The following is a 20894-nucleotide window of genomic DNA, read 5'->3' on the forward strand; positions in this document are numbered from 1 at the left end:
GGAGTATTAAATGATTTCTGTGGCCCCCATGCTGGATTGGACTGATCGCCATTGCCGCTATTTTCATCGGCAGATTAGCCAAACCGCGTTGCTGTATACAGAGATGGTGACTACCGGCGCGATTATCCATGGTAAACAGGATTTTCTTGCCTACCATGAGAGTGAACACCCTGTTGCTTTGCAACTTGGTGGTAGCGATCCAATTGAATTGGCAAAGTGCGCACGGCTTGCGGCCGAGCGTGGTTACGATGAAATTAATCTCAATGTTGGCTGCCCGTCGGACCGAGTACAAAATGGCCGTTTTGGTGCTTGCTTAATGGCTGAACCTGAATTGGTTGCCACCTGCGTGAAAGCCATGCAAGACGCAGCACCAAGTATTCCGGTGACAGTGAAAACGCGACTGGGGATCGACGAATACGACAGTTATGAATTTCTACAAGCGATGTTAGACCCGTTGGTTGAAGTGGGGTGTCCACGGGTCATTCTACATGCGAGGAAGGCTTGGCTAAGTGGCCTGAGTCCGAAAGAAAACCGCGAAATACCACCGTTGAATTATGCGCGTGTTTATCAAGCCAAGCAGGATTATCCAGAGCTAGAGATTCACTTAAATGGCGGTGTGAATACGCTCGCTGAAGCAGAGGAACATCTGCAACACGTTGATGGTGTCATGATTGGCCGTGCGGCTTACGCCAATCCGTGGATTTTAGCGGACGTCGACCGCCTGTTTGCCGGACAGCTGAGCTCGCCTAGTAAAGAAGCGGTGATTGACGCGATGATTAGCTACATTGAAGCGCATATTGCCGATGGTGGCCGCTTTTGGCATGTCGCTCGCCACATGATTGGTCTCTATCATAATTGCCCAGGGGCACGGCAATGGCGCCGCACGCTGAGCGAGCAGGGACCACGCGCAGAGTCAGTTGCGCCGTTACTTGAGGCACAAAAGATTATTCAGAATGAAGCCGAGCGTTTTGCCGATTACGCTGAGAAAAGTGAAGCGGCAGCAGTTAATGAGGAGAAGTAGCCGAATGAAATATCTACATACCATGGTTCGCGTACAGGACCTCGATGAGTCACTGAAATTTTATTGTGAAGGATTAGGGTTACAGGAAGTGCGTCGTAAAGAAGTACCAGAAGGGCGATTTACGCTCGTATTTCTGAATGCACCAGAAAGCCCTGAGGCGGAAATTGAACTGACCTATAATTGGGACCCAGAAGAATATTCAGGCGGCCGTAATTTTGGCCACCTTGCTTTTTCAGTGGCGGATATTTATGCCAAGTGCGCTCATTTGCAAGCGATGGGCGTGACTATTAATCGGCCGCCGCGCGATGGTCGCATGGCTTTTGTGCGCTCTCCAGATGGGATTTCGATTGAATTATTGCAAGCCGGTGGTGCACAACCGCCACAAGAGCCGTGGCAGTCTATGGCCAATGAAGGTACTTGGTAAATTTCGCTAAACTTTAGGCAAATCGACAAAAGGCTCTAACACAGAGCCTTTTTTTAATCGCTAAAAGTAGCAAGTAATCATTATAATTCAACGCATTATGAAATTTGGCATGGGTCTTGAATTAATCTTGTCAGCCAGCCTAAAAAGGCACGTAGTTGGCAACAACCGCTTCAATTACGAGAGAAAGGAAAGACATCATGAAAACTTTATTGATTGCTAGTGTGGTCAGTTTGGCAAGTGCAACAGCCGCGATGCCCACTGTCTATGCGAATAACGAAGGCGACCTCGCTGCGTTGTTACATGTGATGGTTATGCAAGAAAACGCAGTGTTTTCAAAACAACTTCGCGACAGTGTTCCAGCAATTGTGGCCGCACAATTAGAACAGAACCGCGTTGAGTTTGCTGCAATTGCCCAAGTAGAGCAGGACGAGAGCGACGAAGTTGTTAACAAACAGGTTGAAAAAGCGGCGGATGAGCTCGCACCCTAATCCGTTCTTTGTTAATCTCGGAGCTAATTTCGAATAACAATATAAGAACGGAAGTGAGCACCATGAAAAAAGTAACCCGCTTGTCATTAGCGACATTTACAGCCGCAATGCTTGGCTTGAGTGCGAATGTTACCGCAACTGAGGTAACCGCCAGTGAACGAGCATTGCGGATTGCGCAAGAGTCTTTGATTATTGACACCCATATCGATGTACCGTGGCGCTTAATCAATGATTGGGAAGATGTCACCAAGGCAACTCAACGCGGTGACTTCGATTATGAGCGCGCAGTCGCTGGCGGTCTAAACGCACCATTCATGGCGATTTATATTCCCTCAAGCTATGAAGATAACGGTGCCTATACACTTGCGAACCACTTAATTGATTTCATGGAAGCTATGGTTTACCGCGCGCCGGAAAAATTCGCCATTCCGCATAGCGTTGACGAACTGCTGGCGCAGTTCGAGCAAGGCTTAATGTCCTTGCCTATGGGTATGGAAAACGGTGCGCCGATAGAAGGAAGTTTTGCAAAGCTTCAGCATTTTTATGATCGCGGCGTCCGTTACGTCACACTAGCGCACTCCGAAGACAACCATATCTCCGATTCGTCTTATGATATCCGTGCTACCTGGGGTGGCTTGAGCCCATTTGGTAAAGAGCTCGTTGTCGAAATGAATCGCATTGGCATGATGGTCGATGTGTCTCATATTTCTGATAAAGCATTTTATGACGTCCTTGAAATTACTCAGGTTCCTGTCATTGCGACTCACTCGTCTGCGCGTCGCTTTACGCCAGGTTGGCAACGCAACATGAACGATGACATGATTAAAGCATTGGCTGAAAATGATGGGGTGATTCAAGTCACTTTCGGTTCTACTTTTGTTACGCCACAAGCGAACCAGCACCGTGCTCGCCTTGCTCGTTTAACACGGGAAATTAACGAGCGTTTAGGTGAGGGTACTGCAGCTGCACAGGAAGCCATTGCGCGCATGCGCGAAGAAAACCCTTATCCATTTGCGACGCTTGAAGATGTCCTAGACCACATCGACCATATCGTCGAGCTTGTCGGAATTAACCATGTGGGCATTGGTTCAGACTATGACGGCGTTGGTGACACCTTACCGGTGGGCCTTAAAGACGTACGGACTTTCCCGAATTTGATCCAAGGCTTGCTTGACCGCGGTTACAGCGAGAGTGATATTGAACAGATTTTGAATGGTAATACCATTCGCGTCTGGCGCGCGGCCGAAGCATTCGCTGCAGCACAAGAGTAATCGAGAACCCGTGGAGCGAACCTCCACGGGTTTTTTAACGCGACTAGCGCGCCCGTGGACCATGGGTTCACTTGTTAATAAAATGTCGTTACACTGTTTGCTCAATGAAGTTAACAAGAAGAGTAGAATGGTATGCCGACGTCACTAATCGTTGTTGATGATTTTTTCAGTAACGCAAAAGCTCTCCGCGAAGCCGCCCTCAAATTAAATTACCCGCAAGTTCAAGGTCCGTACCCAGGCCGCAATTCAGTTGAGCGGATTAATCTCGAAGGACTCACTGAAGAAGTTTCACGGATTGTCGGTGAGCCGTTAATCGCTATGGACAAAGACCAAGCTCACGGGAAATGTCGGATAGCGCTTGAGACCGATGTTGGCAAGGCAAAAGTTCATGTTGATGCTTCCCATTGGTCCGGCATTCTATATTTAAGTAACCCTGAAGATTGTCGCGGTGGCACAGAATTCTTTCGCCATAAAGAAACGGACACTGAACGTGCTCCATACAATGACCAAGAAGCAATGCAGCGCTTTGGCGCGGCTTCGGCAAAAGAGTGGGTGGCGGACCTGTTGAATCGTGACTCAGTGGACGATAGCAAATGGGATATGACGATGCGCGTGCCTATGCGTTTCAATCGCTTAATCCTTCTGCGCCCTTGGTTATGGCACACCGCCGGTGAATCGTTCGGTACGACGATGGAAAACGGACGCCTGGTTTATCTCATGTTTTTCCGCTCTGCTCGCGGTTAACCCAATTGAGTTCCTGAATACAAGGTGATTAAAGCACCAAATTATTTGACTTTGGTGTGCGTCTCTGTATAATCTCGCCCACGTCTATTTAGGCGTATGTAAGATTTCAGCGCTGTGGTTATGAGCTACTTGTAGTCTCAATGGTTTCACAGCACTGCAACAGCGGCCCCGATTGGGGGTCGAATGGTGGTTTAAAAGGCTTCATCTTCCGGCAGGAATGCGGGGAAGGTGCGAGTTTTTTTATGCTCTTTTTTAAATGCTCTTTATATGAGGCTTTGATTTATGTCTGGTCAAAGAATTCGGATTCGCTTGAAAGCTTTCGATCACCGCCTGATCGACCAGTCTACGGCGGAAATCGTAGATACAGCGAAGCGTACCGGTGCACAGGTTCGTGGTCCTATTCCACTGCCTACGCGCAAAGAACGTTTCACCGTGCTGATCTCTCCGCACGTAAACAAAGACGCCCGTGATCAGTACGAGATCCGCACCCACAAGCGTCTTATCGATATCATCGAGCCAACAGATAAAACTGTTGACGCTCTGATGCGTTTGGACTTGGCTGCTGGCGTTGATGTACAGATCAGCCTGGGCTAAGTGAGCAACAAGATTCTGGATAAGAGGTTTTAACAATGGCTATTGGTCTAGTCGGTCGGAAAGTAGGAATGACCCGCATCTTCCAAGAAGATGGCGCATCTGTTCCTGTGACTGTGATCGAAGTGCTGGCAAACCGTGTGACTCAAGTGAAAGATCTTGACACTGACGGTTACCGCGCACTTCAGGTGACCACTGGTAGCAAAAAGGCCAACCGAGTCACCAAGCCTGAAGCTGGTCACTTCGCCAAAGCTGGCGTAGAAGCTGGTCGTGGTTTGTGGGAGTTCCGCCTGAACGCTGAAGAAGGCGCGGACTTTGCGGTTGGATCTGAGCTCACCGTGGAAATTCTCGCGGATACTAAACTAGTTGACGTTACTGGTGTTTCTAAAGGTAAAGGCTTCGCCGGTACCGTTAAACGCTGGAACTTTGCAACTCAGGACGCTACACACGGTAACTCGTTATCGCATCGTGCTCCGGGTTCAATTGGTCAAAACCAGTCACCTGGTAAAGTATTTAAAGGTAAGAAAATGGCCGGCCAAATGGGTAACAAACAGGTAACTGTTCAGTCCCTGGAAGTCGTCCGTGTTGACGCTGAGCGCAACTTGATCCTGGTTAAGGGTGCAGTCCCTGGAGCTTCTGGTGGCGATGTCATCGTGAAGCCAGCGGTCAAAGCGTAACGTCTGAGGAGATTAGTGATGGAATTAGCATTAAAAGACGCGAAAGGCGCTCTTGAAGTTTCCGAAGCTACCTTTGGACGTGAATACAACGAAGCTTTGGTGCATCAGGTTGTAGTAGCCTATGCAGCTGGCTCACGTCAAGGTAGTAAAGCACAGAAGACACGTTCTGAAGTATCTGGCGGTGGCAAAAAGCCATGGCGTCAAAAAGGTACTGGCCGTGCTCGTGCAGGTACAATTCGTAGCCCAATCTGGCGTTCTGGTGGCGTAACTTTCGCTGCAAAACCACAGAACCATAGCCAGAAGGTTAACAAGAAAATGTATCGTGGCGCTCTGAAAAGCATTCTTTCTGAGCTAGTACGCCAAGATCGTTTACTTGTTGTAGAAAATTTTGGTATTGATTCACCAAAAACCAAGCAGTTGGTTGCTAAGTTGAAAGAAATGGAATTAAACGACGTTCTGATCATTACTAAAGATCTGGACGAGAATTTATTCCTAGCTTCACGCAACCTGCATAAAGTTGATGTTCGTGACGTTCAGGGTATCGATCCGGTTAGCTTAATCGCATTCGATAAAGTTCTGTTCACTGCGGACGCAGTTAAGCAGCTTGAGGAGACATTGTCATGATGCGTGAAGAACGTTTGCTGAAAGTCATTCTGGCGCCTCACGTTTCTGAAAAAGCGACAGTCTCTGCTGAAGAAAACAACACTGTTGTATTCAAAGTAGCAAAAGACGCGACTAAATCAGAAATCAAAGCTGCGGTAGAGAAACTGTTTGAAGTCGAAGTCACTGGTGTACGCACACTGAACGTTAAGGGTAAAACCAAGCGTTTCGGAATGCGCCAAGGTAAGCGTAGCGATTGGAAAAAAGCTTACGTGACCCTGGGCCAAGGTGCTGACATCGATTTCGTCGGCGGCGCTGAGTAAACAGGAGGATATTGAAGATGGCTGTTGTTAAACAGAAGCCTACGTCCCCGGGTCGTCGCCACGTCGTAAAAGTCGTTGGTCAGGACCTGTACAAAGGCAAGCCATACGCCCCTTTGCTGGAAAAAAACAGCAAGAAAGGTGGTCGTAACAATAATGGCCGGATTACCGTCCGTCACATTGGTGGTGGCCACAAGCATCACTATCGTTTGGTTGATTTCAAACGTAACAAAGATGGTATTCCAGCAACTGTAGAGCGTATTGAGTATGATCCTAACCGGTCAGCTAACATCGCTTTAGTATTGTACGCTGACGGTGAGCGTCGTTACATTTTGGCTCCTAAGGGCCTAACTGCTGGCGATAAGATCGTATCTGGTTCAGATGCGCCTATCAAAGCAGGTAACACCTTACCACTGCGCAACATCCCAGTGGGTGCTGTTATCCACGCGATCGAAATGAAGCCTGGCAAAGGCGCTCAGCTGGCTCGTTCAGCAGGCGCATCAGTACAGCTTCTTGCTCGTGAAGGTATGTACGTAACTGTACGTCTACGCTCTGGTGAAGTACGGAAAATCCTTGCTGATTGCCGTGCAACTATCGGTGAAGTAGGTAACGCTGAGCACATGCTGAAGCAACTCGGTAAAGCGGGTGCTACACGCTGGCGCGGTGTTCGTCCTACCGTTCGTGGTGTTGCAATGAACCCGGTTGATCACCCACACGGTGGTGGTGAAGGCCGGACTTCTGGAGGCCGTCATCCGGTTACTCCATGGGGTGTTCCTACGAAAGGTTATAAGACTCGTAAGAACAAGCGTACTAGCAAGTACATCGTGCGTCGTCGCACTAAGTAATAGGCAAGGGGTTTTAAAATGCCACGTTCTCTTAAAAAAGGTCCATTTATTGACCTTCACCTACTTAAGAAGGTGGAGAAGGCGATGGAAAGCGGGGACAAGAAACCAATTAAGACTTGGTCCCGTCGTTCAATGATCATTCCAGATATGATTGGTTTGACCATCGCTGTACACAACGGTCGTCAGCACGTACCGGTTTTCGTTTCTGACGAAATGATCGGTCACAAGCTTGGCGAATTCGCTCCGACTCGCACTTATCGCGGCCATGCTGCAGATAAGAAAGCTAAGAAACGGTAAGAGGTGAATACAATGGAAGCTATTGCTAAACATAAATTTGCCCGCCTTTCTCCGCAGAAGGGTCGTCTGGTTGCTGATCAGATTCGTGGCCAGTCAGTTGCAAAAGCGCTTGATACTTTGGCTTATAGCCCAAAGAAAGCTGCTAGCTTAATCAAGAAAGTTCTTGAGTCTGCAATTGCAAATGCTGAGCACAACGAAGGTGCCGACATTGATGAGTTGAAAGTTTCAGCCATCATGATCGACGCAGGTCCAACGATGAAGCGGATCAAGCCTCGTGCGAAAGGTCGTGCGGATCGTATCTTGAAGCGCACCAGCCACATTACTGTGGTTGTATCGGATAGCTAGGAGATTAGTTATGGGTCAGAAAGTACATCCTAATGGTATTCGCCTAGGTATCACCAAGCCATATAATGCTACCTGGTTCGCGGAGTCCAAGGATTTTGCTGATAACCTTCACAGTGATCATCAGGTACGTGTGTTCCTGAAAGAAGCTCTGAAAGGTGCATCAGTTTCACGTATCGTTATCGAGCGTCCTGCTAAGAGTGTTCGTGTGACTATTCACACTGCACGTCCTGGTGTGGTCATCGGTAAAAAAGGCGAAGATGTTGAGAAGCTGCGTCAACAGGTATCTAAACTGACTGGTGTTCCAGCTCAGATTAATATCTCTGAAGTGCGCAAGCCTGAGCTTGATGCTCAGCTAGTTGCTGAAAACATCGCGGGTCAGCTTGAGCGTCGTGTTATGTTCCGTCGTGCTATGAAGCGCGCAGTTCAAAACGCAATGCGTTTAGGCGCTAAAGGTATCAAAGTTGAAGTTAGCGGTCGTCTTGGTGGTGCAGAAATCGCACGTACTGAGTGGTATCGTGAAGGCCGTGTGCCATTGCACACTTTACGTGCCGACATCGATTACGCAACGGCAGAAGCTGGCACCACTTACGGTATCATTGGCGTAAAAGTTTGGGTTTTCCGTGGCGAAGTTCTTGGCGGCATGCCAGTAACTCCAGCTGAAGAAAAGCCAGCGGCTAACAAGCGCGGCAAAGGTCGTAAGTAAGGAGAAGCATTATGTTACAACCTAAGCGTACAAAATTCCGTAAGGTACACACAGGCCGTAACCGCGGCTTGGCGCAATCGGGTAACAAAGTTAGCTTCGGTACTTATGCCCTAAAGGCTACTGAGCGCGGTCGTATGACTGCTCGTCAGATCGAAGCTGCCCGTCGTGCGATGACACGTGCTGTTAAGCGTCAAGGTAAAATTTGGATTCGAGTATTCCCTGACAAACCAATTACCAAGAAGCCTCTTGAAGTGCGGATGGGTAAAGGTAAAGGTAACGTGGAATACTGGGTTGCTCTGATTCAGCCAGGTCGCGTTTTATACGAGATCGACGGCGTTTCTGAAGAGCTGGCACGTGAAGCATTCCGCCTAGCGGCTGCTAAACTGCCATTCAAAACAACCTTTGTTACTCGGACGGTGATGTAATGAAAGCAAGCGAACTGAAAGCAAAAAGCGTTGAAGAGCTGAATCAGGAGCTGCTTGGTTTGTTGCGCGAGCAATTTAATTTGCGCATGCAAGCTGCAACCGGCCAAATGAATCAGACTCATCTGTTACGACAAGTGCGCCGTGATATCGCACGTGTTAAAACAGTGCTTAACGAGAAGGCAGGTGCGTAATGACTGAAGCTAAATCTATTCGTACTTTGCAAGGTCGTGTAGTGAGCAACAAGATGGACAAGTCTATCGTTGTCGCTATCGAACGTCGGGTAAAACACCCGTTGTACGGCAAGTACATTAAGCGGACTACTAAAGTTCACGCACATGACGAAAACAACACTGCTCATGAAGGCGATTTAGTGTCAATCCGGGAAACTCGCCCGGTATCTAAAACGAAGTCTTGGGCGTTAGTTGACGTTCTAGAGCGTGCTACTGAAATTTAATCCGTAGCGTTAACGCGTATAGAAAACGGTCCTTCGGGACCGTTTTTTTTTGCGTAATTTTATTGAGTTACTATACTAAGAAGCAGTTTTTCTTCGCAGATAAGGAGTATTGTATGCGAATTTCCATGCTTGCCTTAGCGCTGGTACCGTTGATTTACGGTAATCAGGCCTTGGCGCAAAGTCAGCAAGAACTTTCCATCGAAGAACGAATCGCAATCCTCGAGCGCGAGCTACAAGCGCTCAAAGCAGAAAATGAAGCATTAAAAGCCCACACGTCCGAACAAGAAATAGAGCGCAAACGACAAGCCGAGCAAACCTCCGAACGTCTCGCTGAAGTTGAAGAAGAAGTCGACGCCGCGAGCGAAGACGGCATTACCCTAGGTGGTGCAGTGCGCTTTCAATATCAGGTCAATGACTATGACCGCGCACAACGTCGACGAGGTGGTGATTTAGACTTTGATATTTTTCGCCTCGACTTTAATGGTCGAATGGGTGACGTGATTTTGTCAGCTCAGTACCGTTGGTTTGAATACATGGATGCGGTGCGCCACGCCTATTTTGGTTACGATTTCACTGACGAGTGGCAAGGGCAGGTAGGTTTAGTAATTCAGCCATTCGGTATTATGCCTTATAACTCCCATAGTTATTTTTTCAGTACTAATTTCTATGTAGGTATGGAAGATAACCCCGGCTCTGGCCTGCGTTTCCTGAAGCGCACGGACACGTGGGATCTCGATTTCGCGTTTATTCTCAATGACGAACTTGGGGGTGTCACCGGAGGCGTGCGGAGCAGCGCCGATCGCTACAACTACGATGTCGTCGGCATTCGAGTGGAAGGCGAAGGGGTGTATGACGACCCAAGTTTATTAGCGGGCGAAAACAACACCTTTATGACCCGTATTGCGCACAAATGGGACCTTGGTGCCGACGAAATGCTAGAACTGGGTATTTCTGCTCAGTATGGGCGCTTTAATGACGGTGTGCGTAATGTCGGCGATCGCCGCAATTATGGTTTGCATGCACGTTATCAAAACGGCCCATGGGACTTCATGGCGCAATATAGCGGTTATGACTACAGCTTCGATATTGATAATATAGGTGTCGTTGTTGGTGCTTACGCGTTTTACGATACGATTCCGTCGCGCGCTGATGTGTGGACTGCGAATGTTGCGTACAACCAAGCAGTTAGTATCGGGCCTATTACCGATTTAACCTGGTATAACAACTTCAGTTTATTAACGAACAAACGCGGCTATAATGATGACACTATTATGAACGTGCTTGGTGTTGCCGTAACCGCTGGCGGTGTATTTACCTATGTCGACTTAGTTACGGCGCGAAACCAGCCATTTGTTGGTGGTTCAATTGCCCAAGATGGCGGCCGCACCAATACCCGTTTTAATATTAACTTCGGATATTATTTCTAGTAATTAAGCTGCAAATCTGTAGAATAGCGGTGCGAATTCAATGTAATTCCCTCGGTTCGCACCGCCCCTCTTTTTATTGAAATTCCTCTATCATTTTCATTTTTTGTCTGTTACAATTTCGCGCCCTATTAATATGGGGTTCTCCTTACTGAAGAGCAGTTTGGAGGTTTATATGGACTCGGGAGAGTCTGGTTTACTAACTCAAGCGGAGCACTGAGATGATCCAGATGCAAACTATGCTGGACGTGGCCGACAACTCTGGCGCACGCAGCGTACAATGTATTAAGGTTCTAGGTGGTTCGCACCGCCGTTATGCAAACATTGGCGACATCATCAAAGTGTCAGTGAAGGAAGCAATTCCTCGTGGCAAGGTGAAGAAAGGCGATGTTTATAATGCGGTGGTGGTTCGCACCCGGAAAGGCGTCCGTCGTCAAGACGGCTCTGTTATCCGTTTTGACCGCAACGCGGCTGTGATTTTGAACAACAACTCACAGCCAATTGGGACCCGTATCTTTGGCCCGGTGACTCGTGAATTGCGCGGTGAGCAATTCATGAAGATCATTTCGCTGGCGCCAGAAGTACTATAAGGAGTCGACAATGGCGGCAAAAATCAGACGTGATGACGAAGTAGTTGTGTTAGCAGGTAAAGACAAAGGGAAGCGCGGTAAAGTGCTTTCAGTTTCTACCGGTACTAATCGCGTTGTAGTTGAAGGTATTAACGTAATTAAGAAACATCAGAAACCTAATCCGTCTCTGAATGAACCAGGTGGCATTATTGAAAAAGAAGCCCCAATTCATGTTTCTAATGTTGCGATCTTCAACCCAGCGACTGGCACAGCAGATCGAGTTGGTTTCCGATTCGAAGACGGCAAAAAAGTCCGTTTCTTCAAATCGAATAATGAAATCATCTAATTAATATTTGGAGTATACGATGGCGAAACTGCATGATTTTTACAGAGAGACTGTAGTTCCTGAACTGATGAAACAGTTCAGCTACACCAGTGTCATGCAAGTCCCTCGGATTGAAAAAATCACACTCAACATGGGTGTTGGCGAAGCATTAGCAGACAAAAAGATTCTCGACAACGCAGTTGCCGACTTAGAAGCCATTACTGGCCAAAAAGTTGTGCGCACTGTTGCTCGTAAATCAGTTGCTGGCTTCAAAATCCGTGAAGGCTTCCCGATTGGTTGTAAAGTAACTCTACGCGGCGAGCACATGTGGGATTTCCTGCAGAGACTGATCTCTATTGCGATTCCTCGGATTCGTGACTTCCGTGGTTTAAATCCGAAGTCGTTTGACGGTCGCGGGAACTACAGCATGGGCGTTCGTGAGCAAATCATTTTCCCAGAAATCGACTATGACAAAGTTGACCGGGTACGTGGTTTGGATATCACGATCACTACCAGTGCAAAGAGCGACGATGAAGCTCGTGCATTGCTGGCTGCCTTTAACTTTCCGTTTAAAAAGTAAGGTGTAGAGTTATGGCAAAAGTTTCTATGAAAATGCGCGAACTTAAGCGTCAACAGCTAGCTGAAAAGTTTGCTGAAAAACGCCGCGCACTGAAAGCTACTATTAGCAATCCAGCGACCTCAGACGAGCAACGCTGGGAAGCCGTTCTGGAACTTCAGAAGCTTCCTCGTGATAGCAGTCGTTCACGTCAGCGTAACCGCTGCCGTGTGACTGGTCGTCCACATGGTGTGCTGCGCAAGTTTGGCATGAGCCGTATTAAGGTTCGTGAAAAAGCAATGCGCGGTGAAATTCCTGGCTTGAAAAAAGCTAGCTGGTAAGCCACCAATCACGGGAGAAAGCAAAAATGAGCATGCAAGATCCAATTGCGGATATGTTTACACGCATTCGCAACGCTCAGTCTGCGAACAAAGTTGCAGTGGTGATGCCAGCGTCGAAGCAGAAGCAAGCAATTGCACAAGTTCTGCAAGACGAGGGTTACATCAGTGGATTCAAAGTAGCAGATAGCGTGAAGCCAGAGTTGGAAATCACCCTGAAGTATTTCGAAGGCAAGCCTGTCATCGAATCAATTCAGCGTGTAAGCCGTCCTGGTCTGCGTATTTATAAGAAGCGTAACGAACTACCTAAAGTTATGGGTGGTCTCGGTATCGCAGTTATTTCCACGTCTAAGGGCCTGATGACCGACCGTGCTGCGCGTAAAGCAGGACTCGGTGGTGAGATCATCGGCTACGTAGCGTAACGGAGGGTAGGATATGTCACGCGTTGCTAAGGCACCTGTTGCTATCCCTGCCGGCGTTGAAGTTACGTTGAACGGTCAGGAAGTAACAATTAAAGGTACTCAAGGTACTTTGACTCGTGTTTTTAATGATGCAGTAGAAGTTGTTTCTGCTGATCAAGAATTGCGCGCCGCACCTCGCGAAGGTATGGCTAACGCAGTTGCTCAAGCAGGTACTGCTCGTGCATTGTTGAATAACATGGTTGTCGGGGTTACCCAAGGCTTCGTACGTAAACTGAACCTAGTAGGTGTTGGTTATCGTGCACAAGCTCAAGGTAATAAATTAAATCTGAGCCTGGGCTTCTCTCACCCAGTTGAGTTCAACGTTCCAGCGGGTGTTACCGTTGAAACTCCAACTCAAACTGAGGTTGTAGTGAAGGGCGCTGATAAGCAGTTAGTTGGTCAAGTAGCTGCTAATATTCGCGCGTACCGTAAACCAGAGCCTTACAAAGGCAAAGGTGTACGTTACAGCGACGAGCAAGTGCGCCGTAAAGAAGCCAAGAAAAAATAGGGTAATACGATGGACAAGAAATCAGCTCGCTTACGTCGTGCTACTCGCGCGCGTAAGAAAATTCAAGAGTTGGGTGCGACCCGTCTGGTGGTTCACCGTACCCCGCGGCATATCTATGCTCAATTGATCGCAGCTAGTGGTTCTGAAGTATTAGCGACAGCTTCTACTGTAGAAGGTGCGGTTAAAGAGCAGTTAAAGAGCACGGGTAACGTGGAAGCCGCAAAATTCGTCGGTAAGTTGATTGCTGAGCGTGGTAAAGAGAAAGGCGTTGAGTCTGTATCTTTCGATCGCAGTGGCTTCAAATACCATGGTCGTGTTGCTGCACTGGCAGATGCTGCCCGTGAAGCAGGACTGCAGTTCTAGGAGACGAAAATGGCAAATCATGAAGCTCAAAACGGTGAAATGATGGAAAAGCTCATCACAGTTAACCGCGTCTCTAAAGTTGTTAAAGGTGGTCGTATCTTTAGCTTTACTGCGCTGACTGTGGTAGGTGATGGCCAGGGTAAAGTTGGTTTCGGTTACGGCAAAGCACGTGAAGTGCCTGCTGCTATCCAGAAAGCAATGGAAAAAGCACGCCGTAACATGGTGACTGTAGAGTTAACCAACGGTACGTTGCAACACCCTGTTAAAGGTCGTCACTCTGGCTCGAACGTATTCATGCAACCAGCCTCTGAAGGTACCGGTATTATTGCCGGTGGTGCAATGCGCGCCGTTCTGGAAGTTGCTGGCGTTCATAACGTTCTGTCAAAGGCTTACGGTTCAACCAACCCAATTAACGTTGTTCGTGCAACGATCAAAGCTCTAGAGGCAATGAACTCTCCAGAGCAGATCGCTGCGAAACGCGGACTTTCTGTTAAAGAAATCGTGGGGTAGTGAACAATGGCGAACAAGACAATTAAAGTAACTCAAACCAAAAGCTCAATCGGCCGCTTACCAAAGCATAAGGCTACATTGGTTGGTTTGGGTCTGCGCCGCATTAATCACACAGTTGAATTAGAAGATACTCCTTCTGTTCGCGGTATGATTAACAAGGTTAACTACATGGTTAAGGTAGAGGAGTAAGACATGTTTTTGAATTCTCTCTCTCCTGCACCTGGTGCGAAGACTGCTAAGAAGCGCTTAGGTCGCGGTATTGGTTCAGGACTTGGCAAGACAGGTGGTCGTGGTCACAAAGGTCAGAAATCTCGTTCAGGCGGAAGCGTGAAACCAGGTTTCGAAGGCGGTCAAATGCCTTTACAACGCCGTTTGCCTAAATTCGGTTTTACTTCACGTAAAGCGATGCAAACAGCAGAAGTAACCCTGAGTGAACTAGCTAAAGTAGCTGGTGAAACTGCGACTTTAGACACGCTGAAAGAAGCAGGTCTGGTGAAGAAGAACATTTTGTTCGTTAAAGTCATCAAGTCTGGTGAAATCAACCGTGCTATTACTGTACAGGGCATTAAAGTCACTAAAGGTGCGCTCGAGTTAATCGAAGCGGCCGGCGGCAAAGTCGAAGGATAATTGACTCATGGCTAGACCAGGATTGGAAAAAACCAGCGCAAAAGGTGGTTTGTCAGAACTGAAGACCCGTCTTCTGTTTGTGCTTGGTGCGATTATTGTTTTTCGTGCCGCTTCTTTTGTGCCGATTCCTGGGATAGATGCAGCCGTATTAGCTGATTTATTTGCACAGCAACAGGGTACTATCGTTGCCATGTTTAACATGTTCAGCGGTGGTGCTCTGGAGCGTGCTTCGATCCTTGCGTTAGGCATTATGCCTTACATCACAGCTTCGATTATTATGCAGCTGATGGCAGTGGTTCATCCAAAGCTAGCAGAGCTTAAGAAAGAAGGTGAAGCAGGGCGTCGTAAGATCAGTCAATACACGCGTTGGGGTACTCTAGTGCTGGCAACCATGCAATCCATTGGGATTGCAACTGGGTTGCCGAACTTGATTCCAGGTTTGGTTATCAACCCTGGTTTCCCGTTCTATTTCACCGCGGTAGTCAGTTTGGTCACCGGAACCATGTTCTTAATGTGGTTAGGTGAACAGATTACCGAACGTGGCATAGGCAATGGTATTTCAATTATCATCTTCGCCGGGATTGTTGCAGGCTTGCCTTCAGCAGTCGGTCAAACAGCGGAACAAGCACGTCAGGGCGACCTGCACTTGTTGTTACTGTTGTTAATCGGTGTAATCGTTTTGGCGGTTACTTATTTTGTTGTATTTGTAGAGCGCGGACAGCGTCGGATTGTGGTAAACTACGCCAAGCGTCAGCAAGGTCGTAAAGTTTTTGCCGCTCAGAGTTCACATTTGCCATTGAAAGTTAACATGGCGGGTGTAATTCCACCGATTTTCGCGTCGAGCATCATCTTGTTCCCAGCGACCATGGCTTCATGGTTTGGTCAAGGTGAAGGCGGCGTTGCGCAAGTGTTACAGAACATTTCTTTAACTCTGTCTCCTGGACAGCCGTTATATGTCATGCTGTACGCTGCAACGATTATCTTCTTCTGTTTCTTCTATACTGCGTTGGTATTTAACCCACGCGATACAGCAGACAACTTGAAGAAGTCAGGTGCGTTTATCCCAGGTATCCGCCCGGGTGAGCAAACCTCGCGCTACATCGACAAAGTAATGACGCGACTGACTCTGGCTGGCGCTCTGTATATAACATTTATTTGTTTGATTCCTGAATTCATGATGATTGCGTGGAACGTTCAGTTCTACTTCGGCGGCACTTCGCTGTTGATTATCGTCATTGTTATCATGGATTTCATGGCTCAGGTACAAACTCATTTGATGTCTCATCAATATGAGTCGGTACTGAAAAAAGCGAACCTTAAGGGCTACGGCCGCTAAGGTCGTTGGTTACGGAGACTAGCAATGAAAGTACGTGCTTCCGTTAAGAAGATCTGCCGGAACTGCAAGGTCATCAAACGTCACGGCGTTGTTCGTGTAATTTGTACTGACCCAAAGCATAAGCAACGGCAGGGTTAAGTAAGTTTCACAGTCCGGAATAACATCCGGACTGTGATATTTGTATTTGCAAAATTTGCATTTGCAAAAAGTAAACCGGTTGAGTATCCTAACGGGCTTTTCAACTGGTGCCCATTAAACTATAGGAGAAATGTTAGTGGCCCGTATAGCTGGCATTAACGTCCCTGACAATAAACATGCTGTAATCGCATTGACTTCGATTTACGGTGTCGGCCTGACTCGCTCTAAAGCGATCTGTGCTGCTGCTGGTATCGCAGAAGATACGAAACTAAGCACTTTGTCAGAGGAACAAATTGACGTAATTCGTGAGCAAGTTGCCAAATACGCTGTAGAAGGTGACCTGCGTCGTGAAGTTTCTATGAACATTAAGCGTCTGATGGACCTCGGTTGTTACCGTGGCCTTCGTCATCGTCGCAGCTTACCTCTACGTGGTCAGCGCACTAAAACTAATGCGCGCACCCGTAAAGGTCCGCGTAAACCGATTAAGAAGTAAGGAGAAGCGATAATGGCTAAAGCACCTACTCGTACTCGGAAGCGCGTTAAAAAGCAAGTGACCGACGGAATGGCGCATATCCATGCGTCTTTCAACAACACGATCGTGACTATCACCGATCGCCAGGGCAACGCTTTATCTTGGGCTACCGCAGGTGGTTCAGGTTTCCGTGGCTCACGTAAATCAACTCCGTTCGCAGCTCAGGTAGCAGCAGAACGTGCAGGTGAAATGGCGAAGGAATATGGTTTGAAGAATCTGGAAGTGTTCGTGAAAGGACCAGGTCCAGGTCGTGAATCTTCGATTCGTGCCCTGAACGCGGTCGGTTACAAAATCACAAACATTACCGATGTGACACCAATTCCTCACAACGGTTGTCGTCCGCCTAAGAAACGTCGCGTTTAATTGGCGTGAAACGATAGTTGGAGAAAGAACATGGCTAGATATTTGGGTCCAAAACTCAAACTGAGTCGTCGCGAAGGAACTGACCTGTTCCTCAAGAGCGGTGTTCGCGCGATCGATTCAAAATGTAAGCTGGAGAATGCACCAGGTCAACACGGCGCCCGTCGCGGTCGTCTGTCTGACTACGGTCTTCAGTTACGTGAAAAACAAAAAGTTCGCCGTATTTTCGGTGTACTAGAGAAGCAATTCCGCAACTACTACAAAGAAGCTGCGCGCTTGAAAGGCAACACTGGTGAAAACCTGCTGCAACTGCTTGAGTCGCGTCTTGACAACGTAGTATACCGGATGGGCTTTGCATCAACTCGTGCTGAAGCACGTCAGTTGGTAAGTCACAAAGCAATCGTAGTTAACGGTCGCGTTGTGAACATTCCATCGTATCAGGTTAAACCTGAAGACGTGGTCGGCGTTCGCGAAAAAGCTAAAAAGCAAGCGCGTATTGGCGCTGCATTAGAGCTTGCAGAGCAGCGTGAGAAGCCAACTTGGGTAGAAGTTGACGCCAAAGAATTATCTGGTGTTTTCAAACGTCTCCCAGAGCGGACTGACCTATCTGCAGACATTAACGAACAGTTGATCGTAGAGCTTTACTCTAAGTAAGGCCTCAGCATAAAGAGAGGACACAATGCAGGGTTCTGTAACCGAATTTCTGAAACCGCGGCTCGTCGATATCGAGCAAATCAGCACCAACCGCGCGAAAGTAACTCTTGAGCCGTTGGAGCGTGGATTTGGTCATACGCTGGGTAATGCGCTGCGTCGTATCCTTCTCTCTTCAATGCCGGGTTGTGCGGTAACTGAAGTAGAGATTGATGGCGTACAGCATGAGTACAGCACGAAAGAAGGTGTGCAGGAAGACATCATTGAAATCCTGCTGAACCTGAAAGGTCTCGCTGTCAAACTGAACGGCAAAGACGAAGCTACGTTAACTTTATCTAAGTCTGGTGCTGGTCAAGTTGTTGCAGCTGACATCGTTACCGATGGTGACGTTGAAATCTGTAATCCAGACCACTTAATTTGTACTTTGACTGGTGATGTTGATTTTTCAATGCGCCTTAAAGTTGAACGCGGTCGTGGTTACGTCCCAGCAAATGTTCGTCAGCAGAATGAAGACGAAGACCGTTCTATCGGTCGTCTTTTGGTAGACGCTTCATTTAGTCCAGTAGAACGTATTGCTTACAACGTCGAAGCGGCGCGTGTTGAGCAACGTACAGATTTGGACAAACTGGTTATCGATATGGAAACCAATGGTACTATCGATCCAGAAGAAGCGATTCGTCGTGCAGCAACTATTTTAGCTGAACAGCTAGAAGCGTTTGTTGAATTACGTGACGTAAGCGAGCCAGAAGAGAAGGAAGAGAAGCCGGAGTTTGATCCGATTCTTCTTCGTCCTGTAGACGATCTCGAGCTGACTGTCCGGTCTGCGAACTGTCTGAAAGCAGAAGCGATTCAGTATATTGGTGATCTGGTTCAGCGCACCGAGGTAGAGCTGTTGAAGACTCCAAACCTTGGTAAGAAATCGTTGACCGAGATTAAGGACGTCTTAGCTTCACGTGGTTTGTCATTAGGTATGCGCCTAGAAAATTGGCCACCTGCAAGCCTGTTGGATAATGACTAAGGCGACCTTGAGGTCACCTAGGTAGAAGATTTACTGAGAAGGGTATTGGTATGCGCCATCGTAAGAGTGGTCGTCAACTTAACCGTAACAGCAGCCATCGCCAGGCTATGTTCCGTAACATGGCTAGCTCATTGGTTCGTCACGAAGTGATCAAAACCACTGTGCCAAAAGCGAAAGAGCTGCGCCGCGTAATCGAACCTTTGATTACATTGGCAAAACAGGATAGCGTTGCAAACCGTCGTTTAGCGTTTGCTCGCACTCGTGACAAAGAAGTAGTTGGTAAGCTGTTTAACGAGCTTGGCCCACGTTTCGCAGAGCGTGCTGGTGGTTACACCCGCATTCTGAAATGTGGCTTCCGCGCTGGTGACAACGCACCGATGGCTTTCATCGAGTTAGTTGATCGACCTGTTAACGCAGAAGAAACCGTTGAAGAAGTAGCGACTGAAGAATAAGCTACTGAACGACGATTCAAAAGACGGGACCCTTGTGGTCCCGTTTTTGATCGTGGCATTTGCCAAAGATTCTTGTAGACTCGCACTACTGTATGCAACATTGTTTATCTTTAATTTCAGTTCAACGACAGATTAACTCGGCGCATTGAGCTGGAATACAACAACGTATAAAGAAGGAAAAGACATGCCTAGTTTTGATATTGTTTCCGAAATCGATAAGGTAGAACTGAAAAACGCAGTTGATAATACCGAACGAGAAATCGGCAACCGATTCGATTTTCGTGGTGTGTTAGCAGAGGTGTCACTGAAAGAGTTAACTGTCACATTGAAAAGTGAATCAGATTTCCAAGTTAAGCAGTTACTCGAAGTGTTACGAAGCCAGTGTACCAAGCGTGGAATTACATTAGCCGGCGCTGAGATTGATGATGAGTCAACCCATAGCGGGAAGACCTTTAGTTTAGACGTTGAGTTTAAGCAGGGCATTGACCAGCCGTTAGCCAAACAAATGATTAAGCTTTTAAAAGAGAGCAAGATTAAAGTGCAAGCTTCGATTCAAGGTGACAAAGTTCGAGTTACCGGTAAGAAGCGCGACGACTTACAAGAGGCGATTGCGCTATTGAAGAATTCCGATATTGAGTTGCCATTGCAATTTGAAAACTTTCGCGATTAATCACTAACGGGTGTTCATGCTGTTAGTAGCTGACATGCAATAGTGTTGGGCAAGTTATTCTGCACAAAATGATCAAGCGCCGAGCTCTGTATGAGTGACATACTCAACAGAGCTCGAATGTTTTAAGCCTATCTTGATTCAAATTACCAAACGGTCTTAGTAACAAATGCTAATTTATTTCGGTTAAATGCAAGTTTTAATCTGCATAACAGCTTATTTCCTTATCTTTAACCCAGCCTAAGTACCAAGAGTGGTAACCGTGAGATAACGAGAATATGTTATCTCAATGTTAAAACCGCATTGATTTCGTTGACTTTCTGTACGTTTCGATGAAAAAACAAGCAATCAGAAAAAAAACTCAAAAAAGATCTTGAACCCCACGGAATGATCTCTATAATGCGCCTCCGTTGTCAGGGAGAACTTGGCAGCAGCAAGTCCAAGACGTCGCTCAGTTTGAGCGAGATCAAAAAAAGATCGAAACGGCCTTGACTTAAAATTCCGGTAGCGTAAAATTCGCTTCCCTGCTTCGGCAAGCTCCGAAGCAAAACGTTCTTTAACAATATATCAAGCCAAGCAATCTGTGTGGGCACTTGCATCAGAACTGCATCGACCAAAAGCTACTTCGGTAGCGACTACTTCGGTAGTAACTGGTTCAGCACTTTTGAAAGCAGGTAGCTTATATAAGTAACCAAAAATTCGATTGAGTTGAGCCGGATTCTTAAATGAATCCAACTTTGCATCAAAATCTTAAATTGAAGAGTTTGATCATGGCTCAGATTGAACGCTGGCGGCAGGCCTAACACATGCAAGTCGAGCGGTAACATTTCTAGCTTGCTAGAAGATGACGAGCG

Annotated in this window: 35 protein-coding genes and 1 rRNA gene; all 36 read left to right on the top strand. The window is 47.4% G+C overall.

Translation table 11 applies throughout. The features are described from left to right. Window positions 1–10 precede the first annotated feature (10 nt). Complete coding sequence (dusA, locus tag CWE06_RS11675; RefSeq protein ID WP_126794487.1) at window positions 11–1021, top strand: tRNA dihydrouridine(20/20a) synthase DusA; 1011 nt, start codon at window positions 11–13, stop codon at window positions 1019–1021. 4 nt (window positions 1022–1025) lie between these two features. Continuing rightward, entirely contained in the window at window positions 1026–1445 is a 420-nt protein-coding gene (locus CWE06_RS11680; RefSeq protein ID WP_126794489.1) for a VOC family protein, read from the top strand. 197 nt (window positions 1446–1642) lie between these two features. Beyond that, entirely contained in the window at window positions 1643–1933 is a 291-nt protein-coding gene (locus CWE06_RS11685; protein ID WP_126794491.1) for a hypothetical protein, read from the top strand. 62 nt (window positions 1934–1995) lie between these two features. Next, on the top strand, window positions 1996–3204 hold the full coding sequence (locus CWE06_RS11690) for a dipeptidase (protein WP_126794494.1): 1209 nt from the start codon (window positions 1996–1998) through the stop codon (window positions 3202–3204). Between the two features lie 132 nt (window positions 3205–3336). After that, window positions 3337–3948 (top strand): DUF6445 family protein, encoded by a 612-nt coding sequence (locus CWE06_RS11695; RefSeq protein ID WP_126794497.1) that lies wholly within the window; start codon window positions 3337–3339, stop codon window positions 3946–3948. Window positions 3949–4230: 282 nt separating this feature from the next. Beyond that, complete coding sequence (gene rpsJ / locus CWE06_RS11700; protein ID WP_126777743.1) at window positions 4231–4542, top strand: 30S ribosomal protein S10; 312 nt, start codon at window positions 4231–4233, stop codon at window positions 4540–4542. Between the two features lie 35 nt (window positions 4543–4577). Further along, window positions 4578–5216, top strand: a complete 639-nt coding sequence (rplC, locus tag CWE06_RS11705) for a 50S ribosomal protein L3 (protein WP_126794499.1) — start codon at window positions 4578–4580, stop codon at window positions 5214–5216. A gap of 18 nt (window positions 5217–5234) precedes the next feature. After that, on the top strand, window positions 5235–5840 hold the full coding sequence (rplD, locus tag CWE06_RS11710; RefSeq protein ID WP_126794502.1) for a 50S ribosomal protein L4: 606 nt from the start codon (window positions 5235–5237) through the stop codon (window positions 5838–5840). Then, entirely contained in the window at window positions 5837–6139 is a 303-nt protein-coding gene (gene rplW / locus CWE06_RS11715) for a 50S ribosomal protein L23 (protein WP_126794504.1), read from the top strand. The genes rplD and rplW overlap by 4 nt, the downstream gene beginning before the upstream one ends. 17 nt (window positions 6140–6156) lie before the next feature. Further along, window positions 6157–6981 carry a 50S ribosomal protein L2 gene (gene rplB / locus CWE06_RS11720; protein ID WP_126794506.1) on the top strand — a complete coding sequence of 275 codons (825 nt, stop codon included), beginning with the start codon at window positions 6157–6159 and terminating at the stop codon, window positions 6979–6981. A gap of 18 nt (window positions 6982–6999) precedes the next feature. Next, entirely contained in the window at window positions 7000–7278 is a 279-nt protein-coding gene (rpsS, locus tag CWE06_RS11725; protein WP_126777748.1) for a 30S ribosomal protein S19, read from the top strand. 12 nt (window positions 7279–7290) lie between these two features. Continuing rightward, window positions 7291–7623: a 50S ribosomal protein L22 gene (gene rplV, locus CWE06_RS11730; protein WP_126794509.1), complete on the top strand. Its 333-nt coding sequence runs from the start codon at window positions 7291–7293 to the stop codon at window positions 7621–7623. A gap of 10 nt (window positions 7624–7633) precedes the next feature. After that, window positions 7634–8326, top strand: coding sequence for a 30S ribosomal protein S3 (gene rpsC / locus CWE06_RS11735; protein WP_126794512.1), 693 nt, complete (start codon window positions 7634–7636; stop codon window positions 8324–8326). Between the two features lie 11 nt (window positions 8327–8337). Further along, window positions 8338–8751: a 50S ribosomal protein L16 gene (gene rplP / locus CWE06_RS11740; RefSeq protein WP_126794515.1), complete on the top strand. Its 414-nt coding sequence runs from the start codon at window positions 8338–8340 to the stop codon at window positions 8749–8751. Further along, window positions 8751–8942 (top strand): 50S ribosomal protein L29, encoded by a 192-nt coding sequence (gene rpmC / locus CWE06_RS11745; RefSeq protein WP_126794517.1) that lies wholly within the window; start codon window positions 8751–8753, stop codon window positions 8940–8942. Before rplP ends, rpmC begins: the two co-directional genes overlap by 1 nt. Further along, window positions 8942–9205 (top strand): 30S ribosomal protein S17, encoded by a 264-nt coding sequence (gene rpsQ, locus CWE06_RS11750; protein WP_126794520.1) that lies wholly within the window; start codon window positions 8942–8944, stop codon window positions 9203–9205. Before rpmC ends, rpsQ begins: the two co-directional genes overlap by 1 nt. Before the next feature lie 113 nt (window positions 9206–9318). After that, on the top strand, window positions 9319–10632 hold the full coding sequence (locus CWE06_RS11755; protein ID WP_126794522.1) for a carbohydrate porin: 1314 nt from the start codon (window positions 9319–9321) through the stop codon (window positions 10630–10632). A 218-nt stretch (window positions 10633–10850) separates the two neighbouring features. Then, entirely contained in the window at window positions 10851–11219 is a 369-nt protein-coding gene (gene rplN, locus CWE06_RS11760; RefSeq protein WP_007419221.1) for a 50S ribosomal protein L14, read from the top strand. A gap of 10 nt (window positions 11220–11229) precedes the next feature. Beyond that, window positions 11230–11544, top strand: a complete 315-nt coding sequence (gene rplX, locus CWE06_RS11765) for a 50S ribosomal protein L24 (protein WP_126794525.1) — start codon at window positions 11230–11232, stop codon at window positions 11542–11544. Between the two features lie 19 nt (window positions 11545–11563). Next, window positions 11564–12103 carry a 50S ribosomal protein L5 gene (gene rplE / locus CWE06_RS11770; RefSeq protein ID WP_126794528.1) on the top strand — a complete coding sequence of 180 codons (540 nt, stop codon included), beginning with the start codon at window positions 11564–11566 and terminating at the stop codon, window positions 12101–12103. 11 nt (window positions 12104–12114) lie between these two features. Continuing rightward, window positions 12115–12420 (top strand): 30S ribosomal protein S14, encoded by a 306-nt coding sequence (gene rpsN / locus CWE06_RS11775; protein WP_126794530.1) that lies wholly within the window; start codon window positions 12115–12117, stop codon window positions 12418–12420. 26 nt (window positions 12421–12446) lie between these two features. Then, window positions 12447–12839 carry a 30S ribosomal protein S8 gene (gene rpsH / locus CWE06_RS11780; RefSeq protein WP_126794533.1) on the top strand — a complete coding sequence of 131 codons (393 nt, stop codon included), beginning with the start codon at window positions 12447–12449 and terminating at the stop codon, window positions 12837–12839. A gap of 13 nt (window positions 12840–12852) precedes the next feature. Further along, window positions 12853–13386 carry a 50S ribosomal protein L6 gene (rplF, locus tag CWE06_RS11785; protein ID WP_126794535.1) on the top strand — a complete coding sequence of 178 codons (534 nt, stop codon included), beginning with the start codon at window positions 12853–12855 and terminating at the stop codon, window positions 13384–13386. A 9-nt stretch (window positions 13387–13395) separates the two neighbouring features. Next, window positions 13396–13749, top strand: a complete 354-nt coding sequence (rplR, locus tag CWE06_RS11790) for a 50S ribosomal protein L18 (protein ID WP_126794537.1) — start codon at window positions 13396–13398, stop codon at window positions 13747–13749. A gap of 9 nt (window positions 13750–13758) precedes the next feature. After that, a complete protein-coding gene (rpsE, locus tag CWE06_RS11795; protein WP_126794540.1) occupies window positions 13759–14259 on the top strand; it encodes a 30S ribosomal protein S5 in 501 nt (166 codons plus the stop codon). Window positions 14260–14265: 6 nt separating this feature from the next. Beyond that, window positions 14266–14448 (top strand): 50S ribosomal protein L30, encoded by a 183-nt coding sequence (gene rpmD / locus CWE06_RS11800; protein WP_126794542.1) that lies wholly within the window; start codon window positions 14266–14268, stop codon window positions 14446–14448. A 3-nt stretch (window positions 14449–14451) separates the two neighbouring features. Further along, window positions 14452–14886: a 50S ribosomal protein L15 gene (gene rplO / locus CWE06_RS11805; protein WP_126794545.1), complete on the top strand. Its 435-nt coding sequence runs from the start codon at window positions 14452–14454 to the stop codon at window positions 14884–14886. 7 nt (window positions 14887–14893) lie between these two features. Beyond that, window positions 14894–16222, top strand: coding sequence for a preprotein translocase subunit SecY (gene secY, locus CWE06_RS11810; RefSeq protein ID WP_126794547.1), 1329 nt, complete (start codon window positions 14894–14896; stop codon window positions 16220–16222). Window positions 16223–16246: 24 nt separating this feature from the next. Next, window positions 16247–16360: a 50S ribosomal protein L36 gene (gene rpmJ / locus CWE06_RS11815; RefSeq protein WP_072155090.1), complete on the top strand. Its 114-nt coding sequence runs from the start codon at window positions 16247–16249 to the stop codon at window positions 16358–16360. Between the two features lie 136 nt (window positions 16361–16496). Continuing rightward, window positions 16497–16853 (top strand): 30S ribosomal protein S13, encoded by a 357-nt coding sequence (rpsM, locus tag CWE06_RS11820; protein WP_126794549.1) that lies wholly within the window; start codon window positions 16497–16499, stop codon window positions 16851–16853. A gap of 12 nt (window positions 16854–16865) precedes the next feature. Beyond that, window positions 16866–17255, top strand: coding sequence for a 30S ribosomal protein S11 (gene rpsK, locus CWE06_RS11825; protein WP_126777767.1), 390 nt, complete (start codon window positions 16866–16868; stop codon window positions 17253–17255). Window positions 17256–17285: 30 nt separating this feature from the next. Then, window positions 17286–17906: a 30S ribosomal protein S4 gene (rpsD, locus tag CWE06_RS11830; protein ID WP_126794551.1), complete on the top strand. Its 621-nt coding sequence runs from the start codon at window positions 17286–17288 to the stop codon at window positions 17904–17906. 25 nt (window positions 17907–17931) lie between these two features. Continuing rightward, entirely contained in the window at window positions 17932–18921 is a 990-nt protein-coding gene (locus CWE06_RS11835) for a DNA-directed RNA polymerase subunit alpha (protein ID WP_126794553.1), read from the top strand. A 50-nt stretch (window positions 18922–18971) separates the two neighbouring features. Beyond that, entirely contained in the window at window positions 18972–19373 is a 402-nt protein-coding gene (gene rplQ / locus CWE06_RS11840) for a 50S ribosomal protein L17 (RefSeq protein ID WP_126794556.1), read from the top strand. A gap of 184 nt (window positions 19374–19557) precedes the next feature. After that, window positions 19558–20043, top strand: coding sequence for a YajQ family cyclic di-GMP-binding protein (locus tag CWE06_RS11845; protein ID WP_126794559.1), 486 nt, complete (start codon window positions 19558–19560; stop codon window positions 20041–20043). 749 nt (window positions 20044–20792) lie between these two features. Continuing rightward, window positions 20793–20894: ribosomal RNA gene (locus CWE06_RS11850) — 16S ribosomal RNA — on the top strand; the annotation flags it as partial.

Origin of the sequence: Aliidiomarina haloalkalitolerans (assembly GCF_003987315.1) — a bacterium.
Lineage (GTDB): Bacteria > Pseudomonadota > Gammaproteobacteria > Enterobacterales > Alteromonadaceae > Aliidiomarina > Aliidiomarina haloalkalitolerans.

Coding starts and splice junctions, on each gene's coding strand:
- dusA (WP_126794487.1), top strand. CDS start 11: ATGATTTCTGTGGCCCCCATGCTGGATTGGACTGATCGCCATTGCCGC.
- CWE06_RS11680 (WP_126794489.1), top strand. CDS start 1,026: ATGAAATATCTACATACCATGGTTCGCGTACAGGACCTCGATGAGTCA.
- CWE06_RS11685 (WP_126794491.1), top strand. CDS start 1,643: ATGAAAACTTTATTGATTGCTAGTGTGGTCAGTTTGGCAAGTGCAACA.
- CWE06_RS11690 (WP_126794494.1), top strand. CDS start 1,996: ATGAAAAAAGTAACCCGCTTGTCATTAGCGACATTTACAGCCGCAATG.
- CWE06_RS11695 (WP_126794497.1), top strand. CDS start 3,337: ATGCCGACGTCACTAATCGTTGTTGATGATTTTTTCAGTAACGCAAAA.
- rpsJ (WP_126777743.1), top strand. CDS start 4,231: ATGTCTGGTCAAAGAATTCGGATTCGCTTGAAAGCTTTCGATCACCGC.
- rplC (WP_126794499.1), top strand. CDS start 4,578: ATGGCTATTGGTCTAGTCGGTCGGAAAGTAGGAATGACCCGCATCTTC.
- rplD (WP_126794502.1), top strand. CDS start 5,235: ATGGAATTAGCATTAAAAGACGCGAAAGGCGCTCTTGAAGTTTCCGAA.
- rplW (WP_126794504.1), top strand. CDS start 5,837: ATGATGCGTGAAGAACGTTTGCTGAAAGTCATTCTGGCGCCTCACGTT.
- rplB (WP_126794506.1), top strand. CDS start 6,157: ATGGCTGTTGTTAAACAGAAGCCTACGTCCCCGGGTCGTCGCCACGTC.
- rpsS (WP_126777748.1), top strand. CDS start 7,000: ATGCCACGTTCTCTTAAAAAAGGTCCATTTATTGACCTTCACCTACTT.
- rplV (WP_126794509.1), top strand. CDS start 7,291: ATGGAAGCTATTGCTAAACATAAATTTGCCCGCCTTTCTCCGCAGAAG.
- rpsC (WP_126794512.1), top strand. CDS start 7,634: ATGGGTCAGAAAGTACATCCTAATGGTATTCGCCTAGGTATCACCAAG.
- rplP (WP_126794515.1), top strand. CDS start 8,338: ATGTTACAACCTAAGCGTACAAAATTCCGTAAGGTACACACAGGCCGT.
- rpmC (WP_126794517.1), top strand. CDS start 8,751: ATGAAAGCAAGCGAACTGAAAGCAAAAAGCGTTGAAGAGCTGAATCAG.
- rpsQ (WP_126794520.1), top strand. CDS start 8,942: ATGACTGAAGCTAAATCTATTCGTACTTTGCAAGGTCGTGTAGTGAGC.
- CWE06_RS11755 (WP_126794522.1), top strand. CDS start 9,319: ATGCGAATTTCCATGCTTGCCTTAGCGCTGGTACCGTTGATTTACGGT.
- rplN (WP_007419221.1), top strand. CDS start 10,851: ATGATCCAGATGCAAACTATGCTGGACGTGGCCGACAACTCTGGCGCA.
- rplX (WP_126794525.1), top strand. CDS start 11,230: ATGGCGGCAAAAATCAGACGTGATGACGAAGTAGTTGTGTTAGCAGGT.
- rplE (WP_126794528.1), top strand. CDS start 11,564: ATGGCGAAACTGCATGATTTTTACAGAGAGACTGTAGTTCCTGAACTG.
- rpsN (WP_126794530.1), top strand. CDS start 12,115: ATGGCAAAAGTTTCTATGAAAATGCGCGAACTTAAGCGTCAACAGCTA.
- rpsH (WP_126794533.1), top strand. CDS start 12,447: ATGAGCATGCAAGATCCAATTGCGGATATGTTTACACGCATTCGCAAC.
- rplF (WP_126794535.1), top strand. CDS start 12,853: ATGTCACGCGTTGCTAAGGCACCTGTTGCTATCCCTGCCGGCGTTGAA.
- rplR (WP_126794537.1), top strand. CDS start 13,396: ATGGACAAGAAATCAGCTCGCTTACGTCGTGCTACTCGCGCGCGTAAG.
- rpsE (WP_126794540.1), top strand. CDS start 13,759: ATGGCAAATCATGAAGCTCAAAACGGTGAAATGATGGAAAAGCTCATC.
- rpmD (WP_126794542.1), top strand. CDS start 14,266: ATGGCGAACAAGACAATTAAAGTAACTCAAACCAAAAGCTCAATCGGC.
- rplO (WP_126794545.1), top strand. CDS start 14,452: ATGTTTTTGAATTCTCTCTCTCCTGCACCTGGTGCGAAGACTGCTAAG.
- secY (WP_126794547.1), top strand. CDS start 14,894: ATGGCTAGACCAGGATTGGAAAAAACCAGCGCAAAAGGTGGTTTGTCA.
- rpmJ (WP_072155090.1), top strand. CDS start 16,247: ATGAAAGTACGTGCTTCCGTTAAGAAGATCTGCCGGAACTGCAAGGTC.
- rpsK (WP_126777767.1), top strand. CDS start 16,866: ATGGCTAAAGCACCTACTCGTACTCGGAAGCGCGTTAAAAAGCAAGTG.
- rpsD (WP_126794551.1), top strand. CDS start 17,286: ATGGCTAGATATTTGGGTCCAAAACTCAAACTGAGTCGTCGCGAAGGA.
- CWE06_RS11835 (WP_126794553.1), top strand. CDS start 17,932: ATGCAGGGTTCTGTAACCGAATTTCTGAAACCGCGGCTCGTCGATATC.
- rplQ (WP_126794556.1), top strand. CDS start 18,972: ATGCGCCATCGTAAGAGTGGTCGTCAACTTAACCGTAACAGCAGCCAT.
- CWE06_RS11845 (WP_126794559.1), top strand. CDS start 19,558: ATGCCTAGTTTTGATATTGTTTCCGAAATCGATAAGGTAGAACTGAAA.